The organism is Serratia aquatilis (assembly GCF_044865145.1).
GTDB lineage: Bacteria > Pseudomonadota > Gammaproteobacteria > Enterobacterales > Enterobacteriaceae > Chania > Chania aquatilis.
In genome coordinates this window covers 5,400,556-5,423,522 of record NZ_CP173186.1, presented here as the reverse complement: position 1 = coordinate 5,423,522, position 22,967 = coordinate 5,400,556, and the positions used below count along the sequence as shown (strand labels likewise).

23 protein-coding genes are annotated in these 22,967 nt (G+C 51.0%); 13 read left to right on the top strand and 10 right to left on the bottom strand.

Going from position 1 to position 22,967, the window contains the following annotated elements; translation table 11 throughout:
* Nucleotides 1-678: 678 nt before the first annotated feature.
* From rpmH to SAQUA_RS24605, 8 genes are all read left to right on the top strand, one after another.
* Nucleotides 679-819 carry a 50S ribosomal protein L34 gene (gene rpmH / locus SAQUA_RS24640; protein WP_004093983.1) on the top strand — a complete coding sequence of 47 codons (141 nt, stop codon included), beginning with the start codon at nt 679-681 and terminating at the stop codon, nt 817-819.
* Between the two features lie 18 nt (nt 820-837).
* A complete protein-coding gene (gene rnpA / locus SAQUA_RS24635; RefSeq protein ID WP_004950547.1) occupies nt 838-1,197 on the top strand; it encodes a ribonuclease P protein component in 360 nt (119 codons plus the stop codon).
* Nucleotides 1,161-1,418: a membrane protein insertion efficiency factor YidD gene (yidD, locus tag SAQUA_RS24630; RefSeq protein WP_380679363.1), complete on the top strand. Its 258-nt coding sequence runs from the start codon at nt 1,161-1,163 to the stop codon at nt 1,416-1,418. Before rnpA ends, yidD begins: the two co-directional genes overlap by 37 nt.
* A gap of 2 nt (nt 1,419-1,420) precedes the next feature.
* Nucleotides 1,421-3,058, top strand: a complete 1,638-nt coding sequence (gene yidC / locus SAQUA_RS24625) for a membrane protein insertase YidC (protein WP_380679366.1) — start codon at nt 1,421-1,423, stop codon at nt 3,056-3,058.
* Between the two features lie 144 nt (nt 3,059-3,202).
* Nucleotides 3,203-4,567 (top strand): tRNA uridine-5-carboxymethylaminomethyl(34) synthesis GTPase MnmE, encoded by a 1,365-nt coding sequence (gene mnmE / locus SAQUA_RS24620; RefSeq protein WP_380679369.1) that lies wholly within the window; start codon nt 3,203-3,205, stop codon nt 4,565-4,567.
* A gap of 338 nt (nt 4,568-4,905) precedes the next feature.
* On the top strand, nt 4,906-5,625 hold the full coding sequence (locus SAQUA_RS24615; RefSeq protein ID WP_380679372.1) for a 4'-phosphopantetheinyl transferase family protein: 720 nt from the start codon (nt 4,906-4,908) through the stop codon (nt 5,623-5,625).
* Nucleotides 5,626-5,814: 189 nt separating this feature from the next.
* Nucleotides 5,815-6,381, top strand: a complete 567-nt coding sequence (locus SAQUA_RS24610) for an NADPH-dependent FMN reductase (protein ID WP_380679503.1) — start codon at nt 5,815-5,817, stop codon at nt 6,379-6,381.
* 129 nt (nt 6,382-6,510) lie between these two features.
* Nucleotides 6,511-7,563 carry a hypothetical protein gene (locus SAQUA_RS24605; protein ID WP_380679375.1) on the top strand — a complete coding sequence of 351 codons (1,053 nt, stop codon included), beginning with the start codon at nt 6,511-6,513 and terminating at the stop codon, nt 7,561-7,563.
* 42 nt (nt 7,564-7,605) lie between these two features.
* Here SAQUA_RS24605 and SAQUA_RS24600 read toward each other — a convergent pair whose 3' ends face one another.
* A complete protein-coding gene (locus SAQUA_RS24600) occupies nt 7,606-8,943 on the bottom strand; it encodes an NCS2 family permease (RefSeq protein WP_380679378.1) in 1,338 nt (445 codons plus the stop codon).
* 225 nt (nt 8,944-9,168) lie between these two features.
* Here SAQUA_RS24600 and yieH point away from each other — a divergent pair, with 225 nt between their 5' ends.
* A complete protein-coding gene (yieH, locus tag SAQUA_RS24595; protein WP_380679380.1) occupies nt 9,169-9,834 on the top strand; it encodes a 6-phosphogluconate phosphatase in 666 nt (221 codons plus the stop codon).
* Here yieH and SAQUA_RS24590 read toward each other — a convergent pair whose 3' ends face one another.
* Nucleotides 9,835-10,722, bottom strand: a complete 888-nt coding sequence (locus SAQUA_RS24590; RefSeq protein ID WP_380679383.1) for a LysR substrate-binding domain-containing protein — start codon at nt 10,720-10,722, stop codon at nt 9,835-9,837.
* 244 nt (nt 10,723-10,966) lie between these two features.
* Here SAQUA_RS24590 and SAQUA_RS24585 point away from each other — a divergent pair, with 244 nt between their 5' ends.
* Genes SAQUA_RS24585 through SAQUA_RS24570 form a run of 4 tightly spaced genes read left to right on the top strand, consistent with a single transcriptional unit; the run spans nt 10,967 to nt 15,361 of the window.
* Entirely contained in the window at nt 10,967-12,328 is a 1,362-nt protein-coding gene (locus SAQUA_RS24585) for an MFS transporter (protein WP_380679386.1), read from the top strand.
* Nucleotides 12,329-12,358: 30 nt separating this feature from the next.
* Entirely contained in the window at nt 12,359-12,862 is a 504-nt protein-coding gene (gene fae / locus SAQUA_RS24580; RefSeq protein ID WP_380679388.1) for a formaldehyde-activating enzyme, read from the top strand.
* Between the two features lie 10 nt (nt 12,863-12,872).
* Complete coding sequence (locus SAQUA_RS24575; protein ID WP_380679391.1) at nt 12,873-13,919, top strand: aldo/keto reductase; 1,047 nt, start codon at nt 12,873-12,875, stop codon at nt 13,917-13,919.
* Nucleotides 13,916-15,361 carry an NAD-dependent succinate-semialdehyde dehydrogenase gene (locus SAQUA_RS24570; RefSeq protein WP_380679393.1) on the top strand — a complete coding sequence of 482 codons (1,446 nt, stop codon included), beginning with the start codon at nt 13,916-13,918 and terminating at the stop codon, nt 15,359-15,361. Before SAQUA_RS24575 ends, SAQUA_RS24570 begins: the two co-directional genes overlap by 4 nt.
* 375 nt (nt 15,362-15,736) lie before the next feature.
* On the opposite strand, the gene SAQUA_RS24565 is transcribed toward SAQUA_RS24570, so the two are convergent.
* From SAQUA_RS24565 to pstC, 8 genes are all read right to left on the bottom strand, one after another.
* Nucleotides 15,737-16,300 (bottom strand): YagU family protein, encoded by a 564-nt coding sequence (locus SAQUA_RS24565; protein WP_380679396.1) that lies wholly within the window; start codon nt 16,298-16,300, stop codon nt 15,737-15,739.
* Nucleotides 16,301-16,714: 414 nt separating this feature from the next.
* Nucleotides 16,715-17,455: an amino acid ABC transporter permease gene (locus SAQUA_RS24560; protein ID WP_380679399.1), complete on the bottom strand. Its 741-nt coding sequence runs from the start codon at nt 17,453-17,455 to the stop codon at nt 16,715-16,717.
* Nucleotides 17,456-17,721: 266 nt separating this feature from the next.
* Nucleotides 17,722-18,447 carry an amino acid ABC transporter permease gene (locus tag SAQUA_RS24555; protein WP_380679402.1) on the bottom strand — a complete coding sequence of 242 codons (726 nt, stop codon included), beginning with the start codon at nt 18,445-18,447 and terminating at the stop codon, nt 17,722-17,724.
* Nucleotides 18,448-18,504: 57 nt separating this feature from the next.
* Nucleotides 18,505-19,344 carry an ABC transporter substrate-binding protein gene (locus SAQUA_RS24550; RefSeq protein WP_380679405.1) on the bottom strand — a complete coding sequence of 280 codons (840 nt, stop codon included), beginning with the start codon at nt 19,342-19,344 and terminating at the stop codon, nt 18,505-18,507.
* Nucleotides 19,345-19,510: 166 nt separating this feature from the next.
* Nucleotides 19,511-20,242: a phosphate signaling complex protein PhoU gene (phoU, locus tag SAQUA_RS24545; protein ID WP_380679408.1), complete on the bottom strand. Its 732-nt coding sequence runs from the start codon at nt 20,240-20,242 to the stop codon at nt 19,511-19,513.
* Between the two features lie 12 nt (nt 20,243-20,254).
* Nucleotides 20,255-21,025, bottom strand: coding sequence for a phosphate ABC transporter ATP-binding protein PstB (pstB, locus tag SAQUA_RS24540; RefSeq protein ID WP_380679506.1), 771 nt, complete (start codon nt 21,023-21,025; stop codon nt 20,255-20,257).
* Between the two features lie 53 nt (nt 21,026-21,078).
* The gene (gene pstA / locus SAQUA_RS24535) at nt 21,079-21,969 is read right to left on the bottom strand and encodes a phosphate ABC transporter permease PstA (RefSeq protein ID WP_380679411.1); all 891 of its coding nucleotides are present in this window, start codon (nt 21,967-21,969) and stop codon (nt 21,079-21,081) included.
* 1 nt (nt 21,970) lies between these two features.
* Entirely contained in the window at nt 21,971-22,927 is a 957-nt protein-coding gene (gene pstC, locus SAQUA_RS24530; RefSeq protein ID WP_380679414.1) for a phosphate ABC transporter permease PstC, read from the bottom strand.
* Between the last annotated feature and the right edge of the window lie 40 nt (nt 22,928-22,967).

Sequence of the window (22,967 nt, the reverse complement as noted above, 5' to 3'; positions counted from 1 at the left end):
GGCGGACTCCACTCGAACAAGATCAATAAATGAAAAAGAATCAGGCTACTTTTTTATAACTCATGATTTTTGACACACGCCCGGCATCGGCTGAAAACCTGTAGGGCATGCGAACCGCCTTTCACGGTTTATGTCCCTGACGATCCCTCGTTTGGGATCGTGATTGGAATGACGGATCATAACGCAATCCGCTCAAGAGATCCTCCCCTTCATCACAGATTAGATCCATTTTATCCACAGCCCGCAGTGAGTGGCGATATTTTACCCCATGCGATGCCAATACCGATGAGATCTGAGCCCGTCGCCCCAGGTTTTTACACAAGGATCAAGTTATACCCTGTTATCCACGCAGATCTTTATACAAAACGCCCAGGATCATTGCGGGATCCTTGCGATTTACCTGTGAGTCCGTATAATCTTCGCCCTACGTGTGATACCTGGTTCCTTAATGGTGAGTCATTAGCCAGACAGGATTCTGCGGTGACCACGGGCCAAGACCGGATTTTACTCCGTATTGGCAGACAACCAGGTAGGCTGGCGCGATGTGAATTGACTCAGGACTGTACAATTATTACAATCCCGCCTCTTTATGTATTGCGATTGAGGCGTCGGTCATCTTCACGCCGAGTAGCCAAACGCTTTTGACAGTTATTTATTCAAGTTTAGGTAGAAATCGCCATGAAACGCACTTTCCAACCGTCCGTACTGAAGCGCAACCGTAGCCACGGTTTCCGTGCTCGTATGGCCACCAAGAATGGTCGTCAAGTTCTGGCCCGCCGTCGTGCGAAAGGCCGTACTCGTCTGACCGTTTCTAAGTAATAAAAGCTAACCCGCTGAGTGGTTAAGCTAGCTTTTCCCAGGGAGTTACGTTTGTTAACTCCCACTCATTTCACTTTCGTCTTCCAGCAGCCACAACGGGCTGGCACGCCGCAAATCACCATCCTCGGCCGCCTGAACCAGCTGGGGCATCCCCGCATCGGTCTTACCGTCGCCAAGAAACACGTCAAACGCGCGCATGAACGCAACCGGATCAAACGCCTCACCCGTGAGAGCTTCCGTTTACGTCAGCACGAGTTACCGGCGATGGATTTTGTCGTGGTGGCTAAAAAAGGGATAGCGGATTTGGATAACCGTGCACTGACGGAAGCTTTGGAAAAATTATGGCGTCGCCACTGTCGCCAGGCTCCCGCATCCTGATCGGGCTGGTCCGGGCTTATCAGCTTGTGATCAGTCCGTTGCTTGGGCCACGTTGTCGCTTCCAGCCGACATGTTCTCATTACGCAATTGAGGCATTAAGCAGGTTTGGCATGTTAAAAGGCAGTTGGTTGACATTGAAACGCGTATTAAAATGCCACCCTTTGAACCCAGGTGGCGATGATCCCGTGCCGCCCAAAACCGACGATAACAGAGAACACTAACGATGGATTCGCAACGCAATCTTCTCCTCATCGCTCTGCTGTTCGTGTCTTTCATGATCTGGCAGGCCTGGCAAACGGACAATGCTCCGCAACCAGTCGCCCAGACCACGCAACAGACTGCGAACACAGCAACCGGTGACGCCGCAAGCCAGGCTGTGCCAGCCAGTGGCCAGGGTAAATTGATTACCGTTAACACTGACGTGCTTTCGTTGACCATCAATACCCGTGGTGGCGACATTGAGCAGGCTAAACTGTTAGCCTACCCTGACTCCCTGGGTTCATCGACTCCGTTCCAATTGCTGGAAACCACACCGGCGTTTGTCTATCAGGCGCAAAGTGGCCTGACAGGTAAAGACGGCCCGGATAATCCGGCAAACGGTGAACGTCCTCTGTTTGAAGCTGCGCAGGACACCTTCACGCTGGCCGATGGCCAGGACGAACTGCGTATTCCGCTGACCTTTACCGGTAAAGACGGATCGGTCTTCACCAAGACCTTTGTGCTCAAACGTAACCACTATGCCGTCGGTGTGGATTACTCCATCGTCAACAAAAGTGCTTCCCCGCTGGAACTGACCCTGTTTGGCCAGTTGAAGCAGAACACCGAGTTGCCTAAGCACCGTGATACCGGTAGTAACAACTTTGCCTTGCACACCTTCCGTGGCGCCGCCTACTCCTCCAGCGATAACAAATATCAGAAGTATGCGTTCGACAAGGATGAGAAGCTGGATATCACCACCCAAGGCGGCTGGGTTGCCATGCTGCAACAGTATTTCGCTACTGCATGGGTACCACAGACTCCAGGTAACAATACCTTCTATACTGCCAAACCTGGCGATAACCTTTCTGCGATCGGTTTCAAATCAACACCGGTTATTGTGCAGCCAGGTACAGAGAAGCAGTTGAACGCCACCCTGTGGGTTGGCCCGGAACTGCAGGATCAGATGGCCGAACTGGCTCCACATCTTGATCTTGCCGTTGATTACGGCTGGCTGTGGTTCATTTCGCAACCCCTGTTCAAGCTGCTGAAGTTTATCCACGGCTTTATCGGTAACTGGGGCTTCTCGATCATCATCATTACCTTCATCGTGCGTGGCATCATGTACCCGCTGACCAAAGCGCAGTACACCTCAATGGCCAAAATGCGCATGCTGCAACCTAAATTGCAGGCGATGCGTGAACGTATCGGTGATGACAAGCAGCGTATGAGCCAGGAAATGATGGCGCTGTACAAAGCTGAGAAAGTAAATCCTCTGGGTGGCTGCTTGCCGTTGATCATTCAGATGCCGATCTTCCTGGCGTTGTACTACATGCTGATGGGCTCGGTTGAACTGCGTCACGCTCCGTTTATCTGGTGGATCCATGACTTGTCAGCACAGGACCCGTTCTACATCCTGCCAGTGCTGATGGGTGTGACCATGTACTTCATCCAGAAAATGTCGCCAACCACGGTGACTGACCCGATGCAGCAGAAAATCATGACCTTCATGCCGGTGATCTTCACAGTGTTCTTCCTGTGGTTCCCGTCTGGTCTGGTTCTGTACTATATCGTCAGTAACCTGGTGACCATCATCCAGCAGCAGTTGATTTACCGTGGTCTGGAAAAACGTGGTCTGCATAGCCGCGACAAGAAGAAATCGTAATATACCCGTCGCCCTTCAAGCAGCCTTCAGTGACTGCTTGAAGTAACTTGGGTATAACTGCTTTAGCAATATAAGTTTATTGCCAGCAGTCTGAGGCGGTCATTAGACCGCCTTTTTGCATATTTGCCAAAGAGATAACCCGTTATGAAAACCACCGATACTATTGCAGCCCTTGCCACTCCGCCTGGTCGCGGTGGTGTCGGCATTTTGCGTATTTCAGGACGTGGAGCAAAAGACGTTGCTCTCTCGGTACTCGGTAAACTACCAAAGCCGCGCTATGCCGATTATCTGGCGTTTCGCGACACTGAAGGTAGCACACTGGATCAGGGTATTGCCCTGTGGTTTCCCGGCCCAAATTCCTTCACCGGTGAGGACGTACTGGAACTGCAAGGCCACGGTGGGCCAGTGATCCTCGATCTGTTGCTAAAACGCGTACTGGCATTGCCTGGAGTACGTATTGCACGGCCCGGTGAGTTTTCCGAACGCGCTTTTCTCAATGACAAACTGGATCTGGCACAGGCCGAAGCCATTGCCGATCTTATCGACGCCAGTTCCGAACAGGCGGCACGTTCTGCGATTAACTCGCTGCAAGGGGCCTTCTCCATTCGTATCCACCAACTTGTGGAAGCGCTTACTCACTTGCGCATCTATGTAGAGGCTGCGATTGACTTTCCTGATGAAGAGATCGACTTCCTTTCTGATGGCAAAATTGAAGCTCAGCTCAATGACGTGATGGCTTCTCTTGCCAACGTGCGGGTAGAAGCGCGTCAAGGCAGTCTGCTGCGTGAAGGGATGAAAGTGGTCATCGCCGGGCGGCCAAACGCCGGTAAATCCAGCTTACTGAACGCGCTGGCCGGTCGTGAAGCGGCAATCGTTACCGATATTGCCGGGACTACCCGCGATGTGCTGCGTGAACATATTCATATCGACGGCATGCCGCTGCATATTATAGATACAGCGGGTCTGCGGGATGCTAGCGATGAAGTCGAGCGCATAGGCATTGAGCGCGCCTGGAACGAGATCGAACAGGCAGATCGTGTGCTGTTTATGGTTGATGGCACCACCACCAACGCCACAGAGCCAACAGAGATCTGGCCGGAGTTTATGGCGCGTCTGCCGAGTCGTTTGCCGATAACGGTGGTGCGTAACAAAGCCGACGTCACTGGTGAAACTCTGGGTTTGACCGAAGTGAATGGCCACTCACTTATTCGCCTTTCTGCTCGTACTGGTGAGGGCATTGACCAGCTACGCGATCACCTGAAACAGAGCATGGGATTCACCAGCAATATGGAGGGTGGTTTCCTGGCGCGTCGCCGCCACTTGCAGGCATTAGAGCAAGCGGCTGACCACCTGGTTCAGGGTAAAGAACAGTTGGTGAGCGCTCACGCGGGAGAGTTGCTGGCCGAAGAGTTGCGGCTGGCGCAACAAACTCTGAGCGAAATTACCGGTGAATTTACCTCTGACGATCTGTTGGGGCGTATCTTCTCTAGCTTCTGTATCGGCAAGTAACGTGAAAAACCTCGCTCTACATCGCGCAAACGTAGTCTAGAATTAAAGATGAGATAACTGCCACCCCCAAAATTGCAACTGTGCTAGCCTGTTGAACTCATCACTTAGTGGTGAGTTCAAGTCTGCTTCCAGCAGATTTTGTGTTTCGCTGCTTACCTGCAAACCCGAAGTAACCCGGTGATAGCTATCGTATAGAAAGCATGAGTTCACTTATTTAAAAATACATATAGACGATAAATAAATAGGATAAAACTCATGCTTTTTCTTAATGAAAAATCCTAAGGTAATGATTACTCTAGGACTCCAGTTTTTTATAAGCCTCGGTCATGGAGTGAGCAATGGCTTGTCATTTTATCCGGTGGGACTCCACAACAGAAAATCTACAAACTCACCGGTTACCCAATGATCTGATTGAAAAAACCGTCAACTTCTCAGCCAAGCGCAGCCGACGTTTCTTGCAGGGCCGCATCCTGCTGGCCGAAATGATGTTCTATCTGTACGGCATACCTGTTCTCCCCCCTACAACCACGGCTCCGACTGGCCGCCCTTGCTTTGTGGATAGCCATTTACCTGATTTCAGCCTTGCTTATGCCGGGAGTACCATCGGCGTTTTAATCAGTCTTGAAGGCAAGGTCGGGTTGGATATTGAGGTTATGCGTGCGCGCCGGCATAACTTGCAGCAACAGCTCTGCTCCGCTACGGAAAATGCCTGGGTTGCCGCACAATATGACCGGTTAGAAGCAGAAACACAGCTGTGGAGTATTCGTCAAGCGGTGCTAAAACTTTCTGGCTTGGGTAACAGTGGGCAGGGCTCACTAGAACTGCATCCTTTTTCTGGTCATTTACGCTCGAGGATCACCCCTAATGTGCAGGTAATGAGCGATGCAGGTGAATATCTCAGTTGGGCCTGCGCCCGCGAACCTGGACTAGATCGCCTGAATTGTTGGCTGTACAACGAAAAACAAGGGCTGCAGAAAAACGGGGTTATATCATCGCGAACCCCATCATCATCGACTCGCTTCTTAAAGTTGACCAGTCTCAACCCTGTTTTACGTTGAATATGCCAACTAAAAACCTGTCTGTGGCGAAATGTACGAAGTTGGGCTTTTTTTAAAATATTAATAACTAAATAAAATTGTAAGCAAAGGATAAATATTCAGCATTCAATCTGTTATATGTTGAAAATTTGTCCTACTATCTGCCAACGGTTATAAGTTCAATCTGCAGGTTAAATAGGGAGAAAAATGATGTCAGACCAAGCACTAAAAATCGTTACGTTGCTGGGCAGTCTGCGTAAAGGCTCTTATAACGCCATGGTTGCCCGCGCATTACCAACGCTGGCTCCTCAAGGCGTCATCATAGAAGCACTTCCTTCCATTCGCGATATTCCACTTTACGACGCAGATCGGCAGCAAGATGAGGGTTTTCCATCCGATGTTGTCGCTATCGGTGAACAGATACGCCAGGCTGACGGCGTGATAATTGTCACTCCCGAATACAACTATTCGGTTCCCGGTGGGCTGAAAAACGCCATCGACTGGTTATCCCGTTTGCCCAACCAACCGTTGGCCGGTAAACCGGTTGCGATTCAGACCAGTTCCATGGGGCCAATTGGCGGTGCTCGCTGCCAATATCACCTTCGCCAGATCCTGGTATTTCTTGATGCCATGGTCATGAACAAACCAGAATTTATGGGTGGCGTGATCCAGAATAAAGTCGATGAGCAAGCAGGGAAATTGGTAGATCAAGGCACGCTGGATTTCCTGACAAGTCAGTTATCTGCGTTCAGTGATTATATTCGCCGAGTTAAATAAGGCTTGCTTGAGGCGTCTTCAAGTACACAAACTTAAGGCGCCGCTTATTAAGTAGAGTCTTCAATCAGTATCTATACTCGTCATGCAACTCGAATTATTTAGAGTATATAAAAATAAAGTAATAATATTATGTATTTCATTATTTTAGCCAGTTTAATGGCCCTTGCCTCCAGTTCGACATTTGCTACAGAAAAGCGCTATCCGGTTGGAGAAGAGCCGATAACTCTTCACGCCCATAGCCCACTGAATGCACAACTACCGCGTTCGGCCCATAGCCAGGAAGATAAAAAGACCGAAGCCATGTCTTTATATCTGACACTGACACGCGAAGATGAGCGCAATATCTGGGCCCCCTTTCAGTTAGCCGCCTCTTCAGCGGAAAAAGGCCAGACTGAACTTGCTGAGCGTTACCTGCAACTCAGCGCCAAACGCGGATTATGGTATTACTACAACCTGCTGGAAGACAACGCATTCAAGAATATTCAGCAAAGTGATACCTACCGTTCCATTCTGGCTGAAACCAAAGCCCGCTATGAGCAATATGCTCAACAGTTTGAAGGTAAACCAAAATATGCCGTCCCTCATGGAACGCCACCAAGCGGGGGTTGGCCAACCATCGTCTACCTGCACCCATACGGTAAAGCCGCCGAGATCAATCCACAAGATCGGTTACTGTTTGCAGAGGCCGGAGTCGCTTACATAGAGTTGAACGGTACCCAGATGTTGGCTGAAGACAGTTTCCGCTGGTCTAACTTCAGCGAAGAGAGTACCCAAAGTGCCATTCAACGCACTCTGCAAGAATTAACCCCGCGACTGAAGCTTAATCCTCAACAGGTGTATCTGGCCGCACGTGGTCAAGGAGCGCTTCACGGTGCCAATCTGATGGCAAAATACCCGCAGTTTTATAATGGCGCCCTGCTGATAGCGCCAAGAGGCAGTATTCCCCCGGCCCAACATTCGCTGGCGGAAAACAAGCGCATTATGATCGCTTACTATGATCGGAAAAATTTCAACGATCAGGCTCTTGCGCTACATTTTGCCAACTTGTTCAACGAGAGAAATCAGGTTGAAACTGGGCATTTTTCTCAAGGAGAGGATGCGATAGGAGGATGGCAAGAGCGCTTCAACCAACCGCTGCGCTGGGTGATGGGAAAAAGCGCTGATGCGTCACCGGGAGCCTGACGGCGAAAGGGCAGCTCGGAATGAACTGCCCTGATTTTTAAATTAGTGCCCGTCAACAAATGCGATTTTCAGCACGAACAGTAACGCAACCACGACCACACATGGGCTGATTTCGCGCCAACGGCCAGTGCCGAGCTTCATGACGCAATAAGAGATAAAGCCCAAGGCAATACCTTCGGTAATAGAAAAACTGAAAGGCATCATGGCAGCAGTGACAAAAGCCGGAACTGCTTCGGTCATGTCGTCCCATTTCACTCGCGCCAGGCTGGATGTCATCAGCACCCCTACGTAAATTAGCGCACCGGCGGCGGCATAGGCGGGTACCATACCCGCCAGCGGTGACAAGAAGATCACCAGCAGGAACAGCAGGCCCACAACAACGGCAGTAAGACCGGTGCGCCCACCGACAGAAACGCCAGACGAACTTTCAATATAGGCGGTGACTGAAGAGGTACCGATGAATGACCCGGCAACCGAACTGATACTGTCAACATACAGTGCCTGTTTCATGCGCGGGAACTTGCCGTTTTCGTCGGTCAAGCCAGCCTTGTCGGTCACACCAATCAGGGTGCCTGACGAGTCAAACAGATTAACCAGCATGAATGAGAAAATCACACCTGCAAGGCCGATATTCAATGCACCAGCAACATCTACCTGGCCCACAACAGAAGTCACATCCGGTGGCATGGAGAACACGCCGCCATACTTCACATCACCCAGTGCCCAGCCAATGAGCGTGGTTACCACAATAGAGACCAGCACCGCAGCATGAATATTGCGTGAAGCCAGTACCGCAATAATAAAGAAGCCCAATGCGCCCAACAGCACGCTGTGAGAAGTCAGGTTCCCTACAGCCACCAGCGTATCCGGGTTAGCCACTACGATGCCCGCGTTTTTCAGCCCCATCATGGCGATAAACAGGCCAATACCACTGGTGATCCCCACGCGCAGACTCAGCGGAATATTGGCAATCATCCAGTAACGAATGCGGAACACGGTCAGCAACAGCAAACCAACGGCTCCCCAGAAAATAGCCCCCATACCAACCTGCCATGAAATACCCATGGCACCGACCACCACAAACGCAAAGAACGCATTCAGGCCCATTGCAGGTGCAAGCGCCACCGGCAGGTTTGCCAGCAAGCCCATCAAGATACTGCCGAAGGCGGCAATCAGACAGGTCGTGACGAAGACGGCCTGAGTATCCATGCCCGCGGCACCGAGGATCTGAGGGTTAACGAACACGATATACACCATCGTTAAAAAGGTGGTAATACCGGCAATCGTTTCCGTACGTACCGTGGTTCCATGCTGCTTGAGTTTAAACACACGCTCAAGCAAGCCTTGCTTTGCATCAAGGCTGATGTCTTGTTTGTTCATTATCAGAAATCCGAAGAGGGGGGATTGAAAAGCTCGGCTATCCTATAACAAAATCTCAGGGTTTTGACCTTGTTCAGTGTTTTTTTTCGTCCACTTTATGGATGATTTTTTCAACGGCTTGTATTTATTGATGTTCGCCAGCTTTACCGCATTAAGGGGTCGCAATCTTGTACGATCGGGTTAAAGTGACAATAACAACGACTTAACCGAGGATGTTAACCCCCAATGAATCAGATTGAATGTGTTTTATTTGATTGTGACGGCACACTGGTAGACAGCGAAGTCCTGTGCAGCAAGGCTTATGTGCACATGTTTGCCCATTACGGCATTGAGCTCTCGCTTGAAGAAGTATTCAAAAAGTACAAAGGGGTAAAACTCTACGAAATCATTGAGCAGGTTAACGCCGAACAAGGTGTGGATTTACCGATCGGTAAACTGGAACCTGTCTTTCGCCAGGAGGTAGCACGCCTGTTTGATGCCGAGCTGCAACCTATTGCCGGTGCCCGAGAGTTGCTGGCCCAGATGAGCGTCCCAATCTGTACGGTTTCCAACGGCCCGGTGAGCAAAATGCAGCATTCGCTCGGGCTTACCGGCATGTTGTCCTATTTTGATGACCGGCTGTTCAGTGGCTACGATATTCAACGCTGGAAACCCGATCCGGCGATCATTTTCCATGCAGCTGAACAAATGCAGGTGCCAACTGAGCGCTGTATTCTGGTTGATGATTCTGCTGCGGGTGTCCAGGCTGGGATTGCTGCCGGGATCCCAGTGTTCTACTTCTGCGCCGATCCTCACAATAAACCGATCGAACACCCGCTGGTGACAACATTTGACCATCTGGCACAGTTGCCAGCACTGTGGCAACAACGTGGTTGGTTGCTCACCCGTTAGTTAGGCTATGGCCGGTTCTATCCGGCCCATCTCTGCCCGCAACCAGTCGCGGAAATAACCGACGCGTGGTAATTCCCGCTTACCAGGGGGGATCTCCAGCCAGTAACCGTTGGCACTTTTCAACTCCAGCGGAGACAGTAACACCAACAAACCCGTCTGCAATTCATTGCGGATCATCATCTTATCCAGCACCGCATAACCCGCGCCGGTAATGCAGGCGTTGATGACCTGATCCTGCGTGCTGAACTCTAAACCCCCCAGTTCTTGTACTTCAGTGCGCCCAGCAGCAGCAAGCCAACGCTGCCAGGTATCCATCCGGCTGTCGCCGTTGAGAATATGCAACTGCGGCTGGGTATTCAGTGGTGGAAATACCCCGTTAATCATCAGTAATGGGCTCCCTACCAACACCAACTGCTCATGGCATAACCATTCCCCGCCAAGACTAGCCTCAAGATCGCCAAAACGCACAGCACAATCAAAATCACAGTATTTTTGCCGCACTTCGCTGATCAGTGCAATTTGCAACTGGCTGTTGCGCTGACGCAGCGTCACCAGACGCGGGGCAAGCCAGCGGGTGGCAAACGTTGGTGCAACCTGCAACCTGAGATGTTGCAAGGGATTATGCAACTGTACGTGGCGCACACCTTCTTCAAGGATATCCAGTGACTGGCGCACCACGGGCAATAACAGCATGGCATCTTGCGTCAAAGCTAACCCACTGTGGCTACGCACGAAAAGCAACTTACCGAGAAACGTTTCCAACTGTTTTATCTGGCGGCTGGCAGCACTCTGAGTGATAAACAGCGCCTCGGCCGCTTTGCTCAAACTCAGCGTCCGACAGGTTTCCTCAAAAACACGCAACATACTGAGAGAAGGGAGTTTTCTCACGGACCGGCTACCTCGGTATCAACCATCAATAGTGTTAATAAAACGTTAATAACATGCTGCATTAAAACAGGGTTCGCAGCGTTTATTTCCAAAAAACCTGAGACAGATCACATGCGTTTTGCTCTTAGGGGTATGACTAAAATGCACTCGCCTACCGCCCCACTCACTGCCACAGTGTCAACGTAATAAAAACAATAAACCAACAATAACCCTACAAACACCGCTCCAAAAGGAGGACAGGTAGATGCAACATTTAACTCAACAACAAATCCGTATGGACGACGTACCGTTAAACCGGTTCCATATCAAAATTGCCGGGCTGACTTTCGGCGCACATTTCACCGATGGCTATGTTCTGGGTGTCATCGGTTTCGCGTTAGCGCAGATCAAACCGCAAATGGGCCTATCCCCTTTTTGGGAAGGGATGCTCGGCAGTTCTGCGCTGATCGGGCTATTCATTGGCAGTCTGGTGCTTGGCTGGATCTCCGACTATATCGGTCGCCAGAAAATCTTCTCCTTCAGTTTTGTCATCATTACGCTCGCTTCTGCCCTGCAATTCTTCGCAACGACGCCAGAGCAGTTATTTCTGCTGCGGGTCATGGTCGGGATTGGATTAGGTGGTGATTTCTCGGTAGGGCACACCATGTTGGCCGAGTTTTCACCACGCAAACACCGTGGAGTGTTACTCGGCTCATTTAGCGTGATCTGGACTTTTGGCTATGTTGCCGCCGGTTTTGCTGGTCATTTCCTGACGGCCCTGGGGCCGGACGCCTGGCGTTGGTTACTCTCTTCTTCCGCCATACCGGCATTAGCCATCTTATTGATGCGTATAGGTACACCAGAATCACCACGCTGGTTAATGGGCAAAGGGCAGCGTGAGCAAGCCATGGCGATCGTACATAAATACTTCGGGCCAAATGTCATATTGGTCGACGAAGCTCCGGTGATGTCAAGACAGCGTTTTCTGTCACTGTTCGGTGCTAAATACCGCCGTCGTACCGCTTTCAACAGCCTGTTCTTTGTCTGCCTGGTGATCCCTTATTTCGCTATCTACACCTTCCTGCCTTCCATTCTACAAGTGATGGGGCTGGACAATAACTTCTCTACCGACCTGCTGCTAAACGGCCTGCTGATTGTTGGGGCACTTCTGGGGATCGTACTGACTATCATCTGTTCACGCCGTGGCTTCCTGATTGGCTCCTTTATCTTTCTTGCTGCCTGCCTGGCACTGATGAGCATTATCCCGGCTAGCCAGACCGCCTGGCTGATCGCCATGTTTGCCGCTTTTACTCTGGTGATGTCAGCAGTAAGCAATCTGGTCGGAGTATTCCCCGCCGAAAGTTTCCCTACCGAAGTGCGTTCTATGGGCGTGGGCTTCGCCACCTCAATGAGCCGCCTGGGATCGGCTATCGGCACCGGCCTGCTGCCACTGGCCATCGTGCATTTCGGCATGCCGACCACGACCGCCATTCTGGCGTTGATATTGGTTATTGGCGCGATTGTTTCAATTGCCTGGGCACCTGAAACCAAAGGGCTAACGCTGGTTGACGCCGCACAGGGTTCAGAACCGCTCGCCGATAACGCTTTCGCCGCTCAGGCCAAATAACATTATCTTGATGAAAAAAGGAGATATTTTGTGGAAATGTATATCGGTGAAGGGTTTGAAGGTAACGGCGTAAATGCCTCACATATCAATATTATGATCGGACCGCGTAATGGCGTGGTCGGCCAGGCATTCTCCTCCAGCCTGGCCTCTCCCAGCCAAGGGCATTGCCCATTTATGGTGGTGATCAAACCCAATGTGCCAGCCAAGCCGATGACGCTGTACGTTAACAAAGCGGAGATCGCAGGTGAGCTGCATGGTAACGCAACCTGGGGCGCATCACAGGCGGCGATTGCCAAAGCAGTGACAGAGGCCCTGCTGGAAGGCATTTTGCCTGCACAGGCCGAAGATGAGTGGTGCATCGTTACCGCTAACTGGGTAAATCCCGGCTGCAATGATATCGATGAGGTTTACCGCAACAACTATCGTGCTTGCACACAGGCGATCCGGGCAGCAATGGAAAAATTACCGACACGCCAGCAATTGGCCCAAGCATTGCCGCAGTTAGGCAACCCCTTCTATACCCCGAAAGCCTGAGGAAAGTGCCATGGAATACATCAATCTGGGCCAATGTGGCCTGAAAGTCTCACGGTTATGCCTAGGTACCATGAACATGGGCAGCAAACAGTGGAAACCATGGATTTTCGATGAAGCACAAAGCGAGCCGTTGATCCGCCATGCATTGGAGTGCGGAATTAACTTTATCGACCTGGCAGACTTTTATTCCAGTGGTGCGGGGGAAGAGGTGGTTGGCCGGGTGATCAAACGCATTGCCAACCGCAACGAACTGGTACTGACCACCAAAGTTGGCTACCCGATTGGTGCTGGTGCCAACAATCAAGGGCATTCACGCAAACACATCATGGAGAGTATCGATGCCAGTCTGCGCCGTCTTGGCACGGATTATGTTGATATCTATATGCTGCACTACTTCGACGTGAATACACCAATAGAAGAAACCTGGGCAGCCATGAATGACATTGTGCGTTCAGGTAAGGCGCGCTATGTTGGTGTCTCCACCATGTACACTTGGCAGTTGGCCAAGATCCTCTGGTGCTGCGAACGCAATGGCTATGCCAGCCCCATCAATATGCAGCTGCAACTCAACTGTGCTTATCGCGAAGAAGAGCGTGAAATGATCCCGTTCTGCCGGGATCAAGGGATTGGCGTTTCGGTATTCAGCCCACTGGCAAGAGGTTTGCTGAGTTGCGATTTCAATTCTGTGCGTAACAAAACCGATTTCTTCACGCAGGAAATGTATGCTGACACAACTTCGCTTAACGTTGCGCAATCGGTCAGCCTGGTGGCTCAACATCGCGGTGTGCCGCCAGCCCAGATCGCCCAGTCTTGGGTCATCAACCACCCAGGTGTGGATTGTATGCTGGTGGGCGCAGATTCAGTGCAGCAGATCGACTGTGCCATAGCCGCACTGGACACCCACCTTAGCGACAATGAGCGGTATGAACTGGAGCGCAACTATACCCCTTGCGATGTGATTAACGACTACACCGCAGGCAAGCGCATTACGCGTGAAAGCCGTCCGGCACGCGGTTTTTTCGCTGTGGATCACCAAGAAACAAGGAATATCGCATGACGACTTATTCTTCATTAGTGCGTACTGGTTGGTATTGCAACGGAAAATGGCAGACTACTGCCAACACATATTCAGTCAATAACCCGGCCAATGGCGAGAAAGTTGCCGATGTCGCACAAGCAGGCAGTGCAGAAACCGAGGCCGCCATTGCTGCCGCCGAAGCAGCACTTCCAGCGTGGCGTGCCTTAACCGCCAAGGCGCGGTTCGAAATACTGCAACGCTGGTTCCAACTGATTATGCAACATCAGAAAGAGCTGGCGGAATTGATGGTTACCGAACAAGGCAAAGTGCTAGCCGAGGCCACGGGTGAAGTCGCCTATGCCGCCAGCTTTATTGAATGGTTTGCCGAAGAAGCCAAAAGGGCTAACGGGAAAACCATCCCTGCGCCAAAAAGTGGCAATCAAATCCTCACATTTAAAGAGCCCGTCGGCGTCATTGCAGCAATAACGCCATGGAACTTCCCGCTGGCGATGCTGACACGTAAACTTGGCCCGGCGCTGGCTGCAGGCTGTACCGCCGTGGTCAAACCGGCTAACGAAACCCCGCTTTCGGCCTTTGCATTGATTGTTCTGGCAGAGCAGGCAGGCGTTCCGGCCGGGGTGATCAATGTGGTTTCTGGTGATACGCCCGCCATTGGTCAGGCGTTAATGGCAAGCTCTGTGGTACGCAAAATATCTTTCACTGGCTCAACGCCTATCGGTAAATTACTGATGCGCCAGGCTGCGGATACGGTCAAAAAGCTATCGTTGGAACTGGGCGGTAACGCCCCCTTTATCGTGTTTGACGATGCCGATCTCGACGCGGCGGTCGCCGGGGCGATGGCGGCAAAATTCCGTAACAGCGGGCAGACCTGCGTCTGCGTTAACCGTTTCTATGTGCAGGACGGAATTTATGACCGTTTTGTTCAAAAGTTGGCCGAGAGCGCACAGGCATTGAAGGTAGCTCCAGGCATGACGCCGGGAGCACAGCAGGGGCCGCTGATCCATCTGAAAGCGGTAGAAAAAGTGGAAGCCCACCTACAGGATGCGCTAAAACTGGGCGCGAAACTGATTTGTGGTGGCGAACGCCATGCGCTCGGCGGTTCATTCTTCCAACCGACCGTGCTGGCAGACGCAACCGAACAGATGCAGTTGGCAAAAGAAGAAACCTTTGGCCCGCTGGCAGCCTGCTTCCGCTTTACCGATGAAGATGAGGCCATCAAGCGTGCTAACGCAACGCCGTTTGGCTTGGCGGCTTATCTGTATACCCAGGATTTGGCACGTGCATTCCGCGTCACCAGAGCCTTGGAATGCGGTATGGTCGGCGTTAATGAAGGGATTATCTCTACCGAGGTGGCACCTTTTGGTGGGATTAAGGAGTCTGGACTAGGCCGCGAGGGAGCGGATATCGGTTTGGATGAGTATATGGAAACCAAGTACGTCAATATGGGGCAGTTGCTGTAAGCGAGCTCAGACTTTCATTAACTCTTGTTTGAACCTTCCCCGCTTCGGCGGGGAAGGTTGCCGCACCCCCGAAGAGGCGAGCAAATACTAGGCTGTGTCCCTTAACTGTCCGTGGTGCCGTCGCAGACCCAAAAGCCCGTTATCAAGGCGGAGGGTGAAGGGCAGAGTGGCCCTCTGTTCAAGCCCGACAACACAGAGAACGGGCTTTTGGGGCACGACCCTTCGGGCTGGGGCCATTTGTAAGCATTGCTGCGTTATTCGCCGCTTATTTGGTCCACCAAACCTCACGGCTCACGCCTTGCTCTGCGTACAAATGACCGCCAGCGGCGCTCGCGTCCAGTTAAGGGACACAGCCTAGTTGCACACGGGCAACGTTTAACGATAAGGGGCAGTCAGAGGAACTTCAGCATCAGGCTCGTGAACAATTCTATTACGTAAATCCCTTCTTACGATTTCAATAACCCAAAACCAGAATATATGCCCGAGTATTTCAGAAAGATACTCATCAAATGGGAGTTGCGAAAGAGGAGGTGTTAAATCTAGAAGAGGGAAGCTAATACCGTGTACTGCAATGGTCGCAATAATACCCGCTAATACGCCCTGCCAGAGTTTAACCTTGGGGAAAACTTCCGCAACCAGGCAATAGCCAATGGCAAATACCAGTGAAAATATAACATGGGTTACCATCACCGGATTGATAATATGCTCAGAAAAAGTGTAAACCGTGCTTGTGGGATCTATTCCCAGATAGTCTCTCAAAAACAGATACGGTGGATTAAATTCGGCTCGTCCATCAGATAGAGTTCTTGGTGGCAGTGGAACCTCAGCCCCCCATTTGACAAAGGCAGAGAGTATCCCGGCAATAATGCCGACAAAAAACGCCACACCGTAGCGACGTCGGCTGGGATCTGTTCTGGTAAATAACATACTAATATTCATCGTGATAATCATCCTTGTATCTATTATACCCAAAATAATTCGAGTTGCATGTAGGCGGCAAGTCTGAGAGTCGCCAGGAACATAGCCCACTATGTGACTGGTGCGAACGGACGCAGCCAACACCCATGCAGCTTGAAGTATGACGAGTATATTCATACTGCGCGTGTTGGTTACATTATCGACCAATATCCAGAGCCACTGCGAGCAGTGGTTAAATTTTCACGAGCTTTTCGCTTTCAAGTAAATTGAATAATTAAGTGTATTGCCGGGATAGTTATCATAAATAATTGCAGTATCTGTCAAGTGTATAAAAGGCTATTTCCGTATATCCACCTAATATATTGATCTCTATCATTGATTAGTTTTATGGTGAAATAATCACTCGTATATAATATTTACCTAATATCCCCCAGATTAACTTTCAGGTAATGGAGATTTATTACGCCACCAGCGCCAACTCCGCTTAATCATTTTGCTTTGAGGGCTAAAGCGTTTATTCACCGTGTTTGCCAGCAGATCCAGCGTCAGACAGAAAATGAAATACACCAGTGCTATGAACAGGAAAACCTCCATCGGGTAGACCATACTGCGGTTATTGACCTGTGTCGCCAGGAAAGTAAGTTCACCAACACCGACAATATAAGCCAGCGACGTGTCTTTAATCAGGGAAATCCATTGGTTGATAAACGAAGGAACCATCATGCGCAGCGCTTGCGGTAAGACAATCATCCGCAACACCTGCCAGCGGTTTAAACCAAGGGAAAGTCCCGCCTGCCACTGCCCGGCGCCGATAGCGACGATCCCCGCCTTTACCGCATGTGCCAGATAGGCCGACGCAATCAACGCCAATGCGCACACTACCGTAGTAATTTCGGGAATATCCACACCGAAGACTATCGGCAGCATGAAGTAAGTCCAGAAAATCAGCATGATCACCGGGATCGCTCTAAAGAACCCCAGAACAGCAGCCAATAGCCCTGCGACTACGCCGCGCGACATTGCCAAAGCCACCCCCAACAACGTACCGAGAATGGCTGAAGCAACGCCGGCCATCAGGCTAATTGCCAATGTCAGCGCAGCGCCTCCCAACGGCCCGTCAGGGAAAGTACCCCACAACAGGTAGCCCAGATTTTCCTGGATAACTGTAAAGTCCATTAGGCTGTGCCCCTTAACTGGACGCGAGCGCCGCTGGCGGTCATTTGTACGCAGAGCAAGGCGTGAGCCGTGAGGTTTGGTGGACCAAATAAGCGGCGAATAACGCAGCAATGCTTACAAATGGCCCCAGCCCTGCGGGTCGCGCCCCAAAAGCCCATCCTCTGCGTTGTCGGACTTGAACAGAGGGCCACTCTGCTCTGCGCCCTCCGCCTTGATAATGGGCTTTTGGGTCTGCGACGGCACCACGGACAGTTAAGGGACACAGCCTAGTTCCCCCCCAGCGGTTTACGCTGTTGACGCCACATGCCCCACCCTTCGAGCAGGGCAATGATGGCGATGTACAACACCGTTGCCACGCCAAACGCCTGGAAGGTACGCAGAGTCTCTGTTTCTACCTGGCGCGAAGCGTAAGAGAGTTCAGCTACACCGATAGCCATGGCCAATGATGAGTTTTTAATCACATTCATGTATTGCCCTAGCAACGGCGGGAAAGCTATTTTCAATGCTTGAGGTAAAACCACGTAACGCATCGATTGCCAACCAGTTAGCCCGAGTGCGTTAGCAGCATGTTTTTGTCCGCCGGCAACGCCACGGATACCGGAACGGATCTCTTCAGCGATAAATGCGGTGGAATAGAGCGTCAGGCCAAAGAAACCCGCAAGAAACTCAAAGGAGGGCCAATGGAAGAATCCAAGCTGATGCGGGGTATTCAACCACTGCATGGCGGATGAAGGGAAAATTTGCCCAACGGCAAAATACCAGAAGAACAGTTGCACCAATAACGGCGTATTGCGGAACAACGCGCTGTAAGCCACCGCGAGCCAGTTTAAGGGGCGTAACGTACTATCGCGCATGGCCGCTAGAGCAAAACCCAATAGCGTTGCTGCCAGCCCCGCACAGGCCGACAGCCACAATGTCATCAGAAAGCCATTCCATAGCCAACTCAGATACTGCGGCGCCAGCAGCCAATCTGAAAGTTGTTGCAGATTCATGCGCGTTCTTTCCCCTCACCCATGCCTCTCTCCTTTGGGAGGAAGGCAGAAGGGAGATTAAGCTTTAGGCTGTTGACCCAATGGCCCTATTTTGAAATCGCCGCGTGGTTGGGCGGTTTTGGTTTCTGGGCCAAACCAGCGATCGTAAATTTTCACGGCTTCACCGTCTTGTTCCAGTTTTAACAGCGTATCGTTGATTATGGCTGTCAGGCGCTCTTCACCTTTAGGAATACCGACGCCCTGATACTCTTTGGTAATACTGAACGGAGAGATTTCAAAGTCAGCTTTTTGCGCAGCGGGCAGGTTGCCAAGTAGGCCAACCAGTTTGGCATCGTCCTGGGTAATAGCCTGAACGTTGCCGTTACGCAAGGCGACAAACGCCAGTGGCGTATCATCATAGGAGATTACTTTAGCGGTTGGATAATGCTCACGCAGGGTAATTTCCTGTACGGTGCCTTTGTCCGCACCAATGCGCAGATTTTTAATATCTTCTGGCGTTTTCAGCACGCCTTTATAAGCAATGAATTTCTGGCCGGTAGCGAAATACGGCACACTGAAATTCACCTCTTTTGCCCGCTCATCGGTAATGGTGAAGTTAGCGGCTATCAGGTCAACTTTTTTGGAAACCAGCAAGGGAATGCGGTTAGCCGGGTTGGTGGCGCGAAGTTCAACCTTAACGCCAAGTGCCTTACCAATGGCATCGGCCACATCAACATCATAGCCCACCAGCTTTTTGCTTTGTGGGTCCACATAACCAAACGGTGGGTTGCTATCAAATACCGCAATACGAACCACGCCCGCTTTTTTGATATCGTCGAGTTTATCGGCATGTGCCATTCCGCTGGCAAGACTGGTCAGGCTGGCTAACAAAGTTAAGGCTAGAACGCGCTGTTTCATGAAAGACTCCCAAGTGATTGATACCCCGCTGACGGCTAAGCTAGCAAGCCTCACTTAGAACATGAAATAATATTAAACGCTATATTTATAACCTTTTTGATTTTCCTGCTTTCCTAAAGCATAAAGGCGCTGTTTCAGCGCCTTTATGGGAAAACAACGGGCAAAATTAAGCATTCTTCTCTTCTTTGCCGTCTGCCAGCAATTTATCCAACGCATCACCGCCAATGTGGCGGAAATCCTGACCTTTGACAAAATAAAAGATGAATTCGCAAATATTCTGGCAACGGTCACCAATACGCTCGATAGAACGGGCGCAGAACAGCGCTGTCAGTACGCTCGGAATGGTGCGCGGATCTTCCATCATATAAGTCATTAACTGGCGGACGATGCCCTCATATTCCTGATCGACCTTCTTGTCTTCGCGATAAATACGGATGGCTTCATCCAGATCCATACGGGCAAAAGCATCCAGCACATCATGCAGCATCTGCACCGTATGGCGGCCCAATGATTCCAGGCTAACTAACAGCGGTTGATGTTGATGCGAGAATTTCTCCAGCGCAGTGCGGCAGATTTTATCCGCTACGTCACCAATACGTTCCAGTTCGGAAATCGTCTTGATAATCGCCATCACCAGACGCAGATCGCTGGCTGTAGGTTGACGCTTGGCAATGATGCGCACACAGGCTTCATCAATCGCCACTTCCATCATATTAACCTTGGCATCACCCTCAACCACGCGTTTGGCAAGTTCACCATCCTGGTTGTGCATCGCAGTGATAGCATCGGTCAACTGTTGCTCAACCAAGCCGCCCATGGTCAGCACTTGCGTGCGTATGTGTTCAAGCTCTGCGTTGAACTGACCGGAAATGTGTTTGTTTAAATTCAGATTATCCATGATGCATCCTAATCAACCATAACGGCCAGTAATGTAATCTTCAGTCTGCTTTTTCTGTGGTGAGGTAAACAGCGTGTCAGTATCACTAAACTCAATCAACTCACCCAGATACATAAATGCGGTTGAATCAGAACAACGCGCAGCCTGCTGCATATTGTGGGTCACAATCACTACGGTGTAGTCAGACTTCAGTTCACTGATCAACTCTTCAATTTTTCCGGTTGAGATAGGATCCAGCGCCGAGCATGGCTCATCCAGTAACAATACTTCTGGACGAATAGCTATGCCGCGGGCAATGCACAAGCGCTGTTGCTGGCCACCCGATAAGCTGTAACCACTTTGGTGCAGCTTGTCTTTGGTTTCATTCCACAGTGCCGCTTTGGTTAACGCCCACTGTACGCGCTCATCCATGTCCGCACGGGACAACTTCTCAAAAAGACGCACACCAAACGCAATGTTGTCGTAAATCGACATCGGGAATGGCGTGGGCTTTTGGAACACCATCCCCACTTTGGCACGCAGCAGAGCGATGTCCTGGTTGTCCGTCAGAATATTTTGCCCATCCAACAGGATCCCACCCTCGGCACGCTGCTCCGGGTATAACTGGTACATCTTGTTGAAGGTACGCAGCAGAGTCGACTTACCGCAGCCAGACGGGCCGATAAACGCAGTGACCTTGTTACTGGCAATATCCAGCGTGATGTTTTTCAGCGCATGGAATTTGCCATAGTAAAAGTTCAGATCGCGCACCTGAATTTTGCTGCTGGAAGCGTCAGTAACCATACTCATCAAGACTTCTCTCTTTTTACCGTGCCGACCATGCGGCACTTAAATTTTTATGAATGCTTTTTCTTGGCGAAAATCACACGCGCCAGGATATTCAGTAGCAGAACGCACAGGGTGATCAACAGCACACCGGCCCAAGCCAGCTGTTGCCATTCAGCAAACGGGCTCATGGCAAACTTGAAAATAGTGACCGGCAGGTTGGCGATCGGCTGCATCAGGTCGGTGCTCCAGAACTGATTCGAAAGCGAGGTAAACAGTAAGGGAGCGGTTTCACCGGCAATACGCGCAATCGCCAACAGTACGCCAGTGATAATGCCGGAGACTGACGCTTTTAACGTAATGGCGGAAATCATGCGCCATTTTGGTGTACCCAATGCATAGGCCGCTTCACGCAGCGTATCGGGTATCAGCTTGAGCATGTTCTCAGTCGTGCGGATGACTATTGGGATCTGAAGTAGCGCCAACGCAATGATCCCTGCCCACCCGGAGAAGTGTTCCATTTTCATCACCACCACGGTGTAGACGAAAAGGCCCACCACAATAGACGGTGCCGATAACAGAATATCGTTGATAAAGCGGATCACTTCCGCCAACCAGGATTGACGGCCATACTCGGCCAGATAAATCCCCGCCATAATACCCAGTGGCGTACCAAAAATAGTGGCCCACAGGATCAATAGCCCACTACCAGCAATAGCGTTAGCCAAACCACCGCCTGCAGTATTGGGCGGCGGTGTCATTTCGGTGAACAACGCCAGCGACATACCGTCGATGCCCTTGGTCACGGTAGAAAACAGGATCCAGATCAGCCAGAACAGGCCAAATACCATGGTTGCCATCGACAGGAACAGAGCAATCCGATTCTTCTGACGACGCCAGGCCTGCATTTTGCGACGGCTTTCCGCCAGTTCTACCGGGTTTTGCATATCTATCGTTGCCATGTTAGCGCCCCTCATTCTTGGTCAGGCGCATTATCATTAACTTCGACAATGCAAGGACGATAAAGGTAATAACAAACAGGATCAGCCCCAACTGCATCAATGCCGAGGTATGCAGCCCGGACTCCGCTTCCGCAAATTCGTTGGCCAGCGCCGAGGTAATACTGTTACCCGGCATAAACAGTGAGAAGCTGTCGAGTTGGTAAGTGTTACCGATAATAAAGGTGACCGCCATCGTTTCGCCCAGCGCACGTCCCAGGCCGAGCATGACCCCGCCAATCACCCCATTTTTGGTGAACGGCAGCACGATGCGCCAGATGACCTCCCAAGTGGTGCAGCCGATACCGTAGGCAGACTCTTTCATCATTACCGGGGTCTGTTCGAACACGTCGCGCATTACTGCTGCAATGTAAGGGATAATCATAATCGCCAGGATCACCCCGGCAGCCAGAATACCGATACCGAAAGCCGGGCCGGAAAACAGTTCACCGACAATCGGGATCCCCGAAAGTACGTTACCCACCGGGGTCTGGAAATATTCAGCAAACAGCGGAGCAAACACGAACAGGCCCCACATGCCGTAAACAATACTTGGGATTGCCGCCAGCAGTTCTATGGCAATGCCTAATGGACGCTTAAGCCAGTTAGGGGCCAGTTCGGTCAGGAACAGGGCGATACCAAAGCTGACCGGTACGGCGATAATCAAGGCAATCAATGAGGTAACTACCGTGCCGTAAATCGGTACCAGAGCACCAAATTGCTCAGCTGGTGCGTCCCATTCTTTGGTCCACAGGAAGGCGAGGCCAAACTTCTGCATGCTTGGCCAGGAGGCAAAAATCAACGAAACGATAATGCCGCCCAGCAATAATAAGGTAATCAGCGCTGCCAGTCTGACCAGCGCGCTGAAGATAATGTCACCATTTTTACTTGGTGGTTTAATGGTCGGCCTAGATCCAGCCATAAATTACTCTTCTGTTTAAAGCCAGGGGCCCAGCATGCTG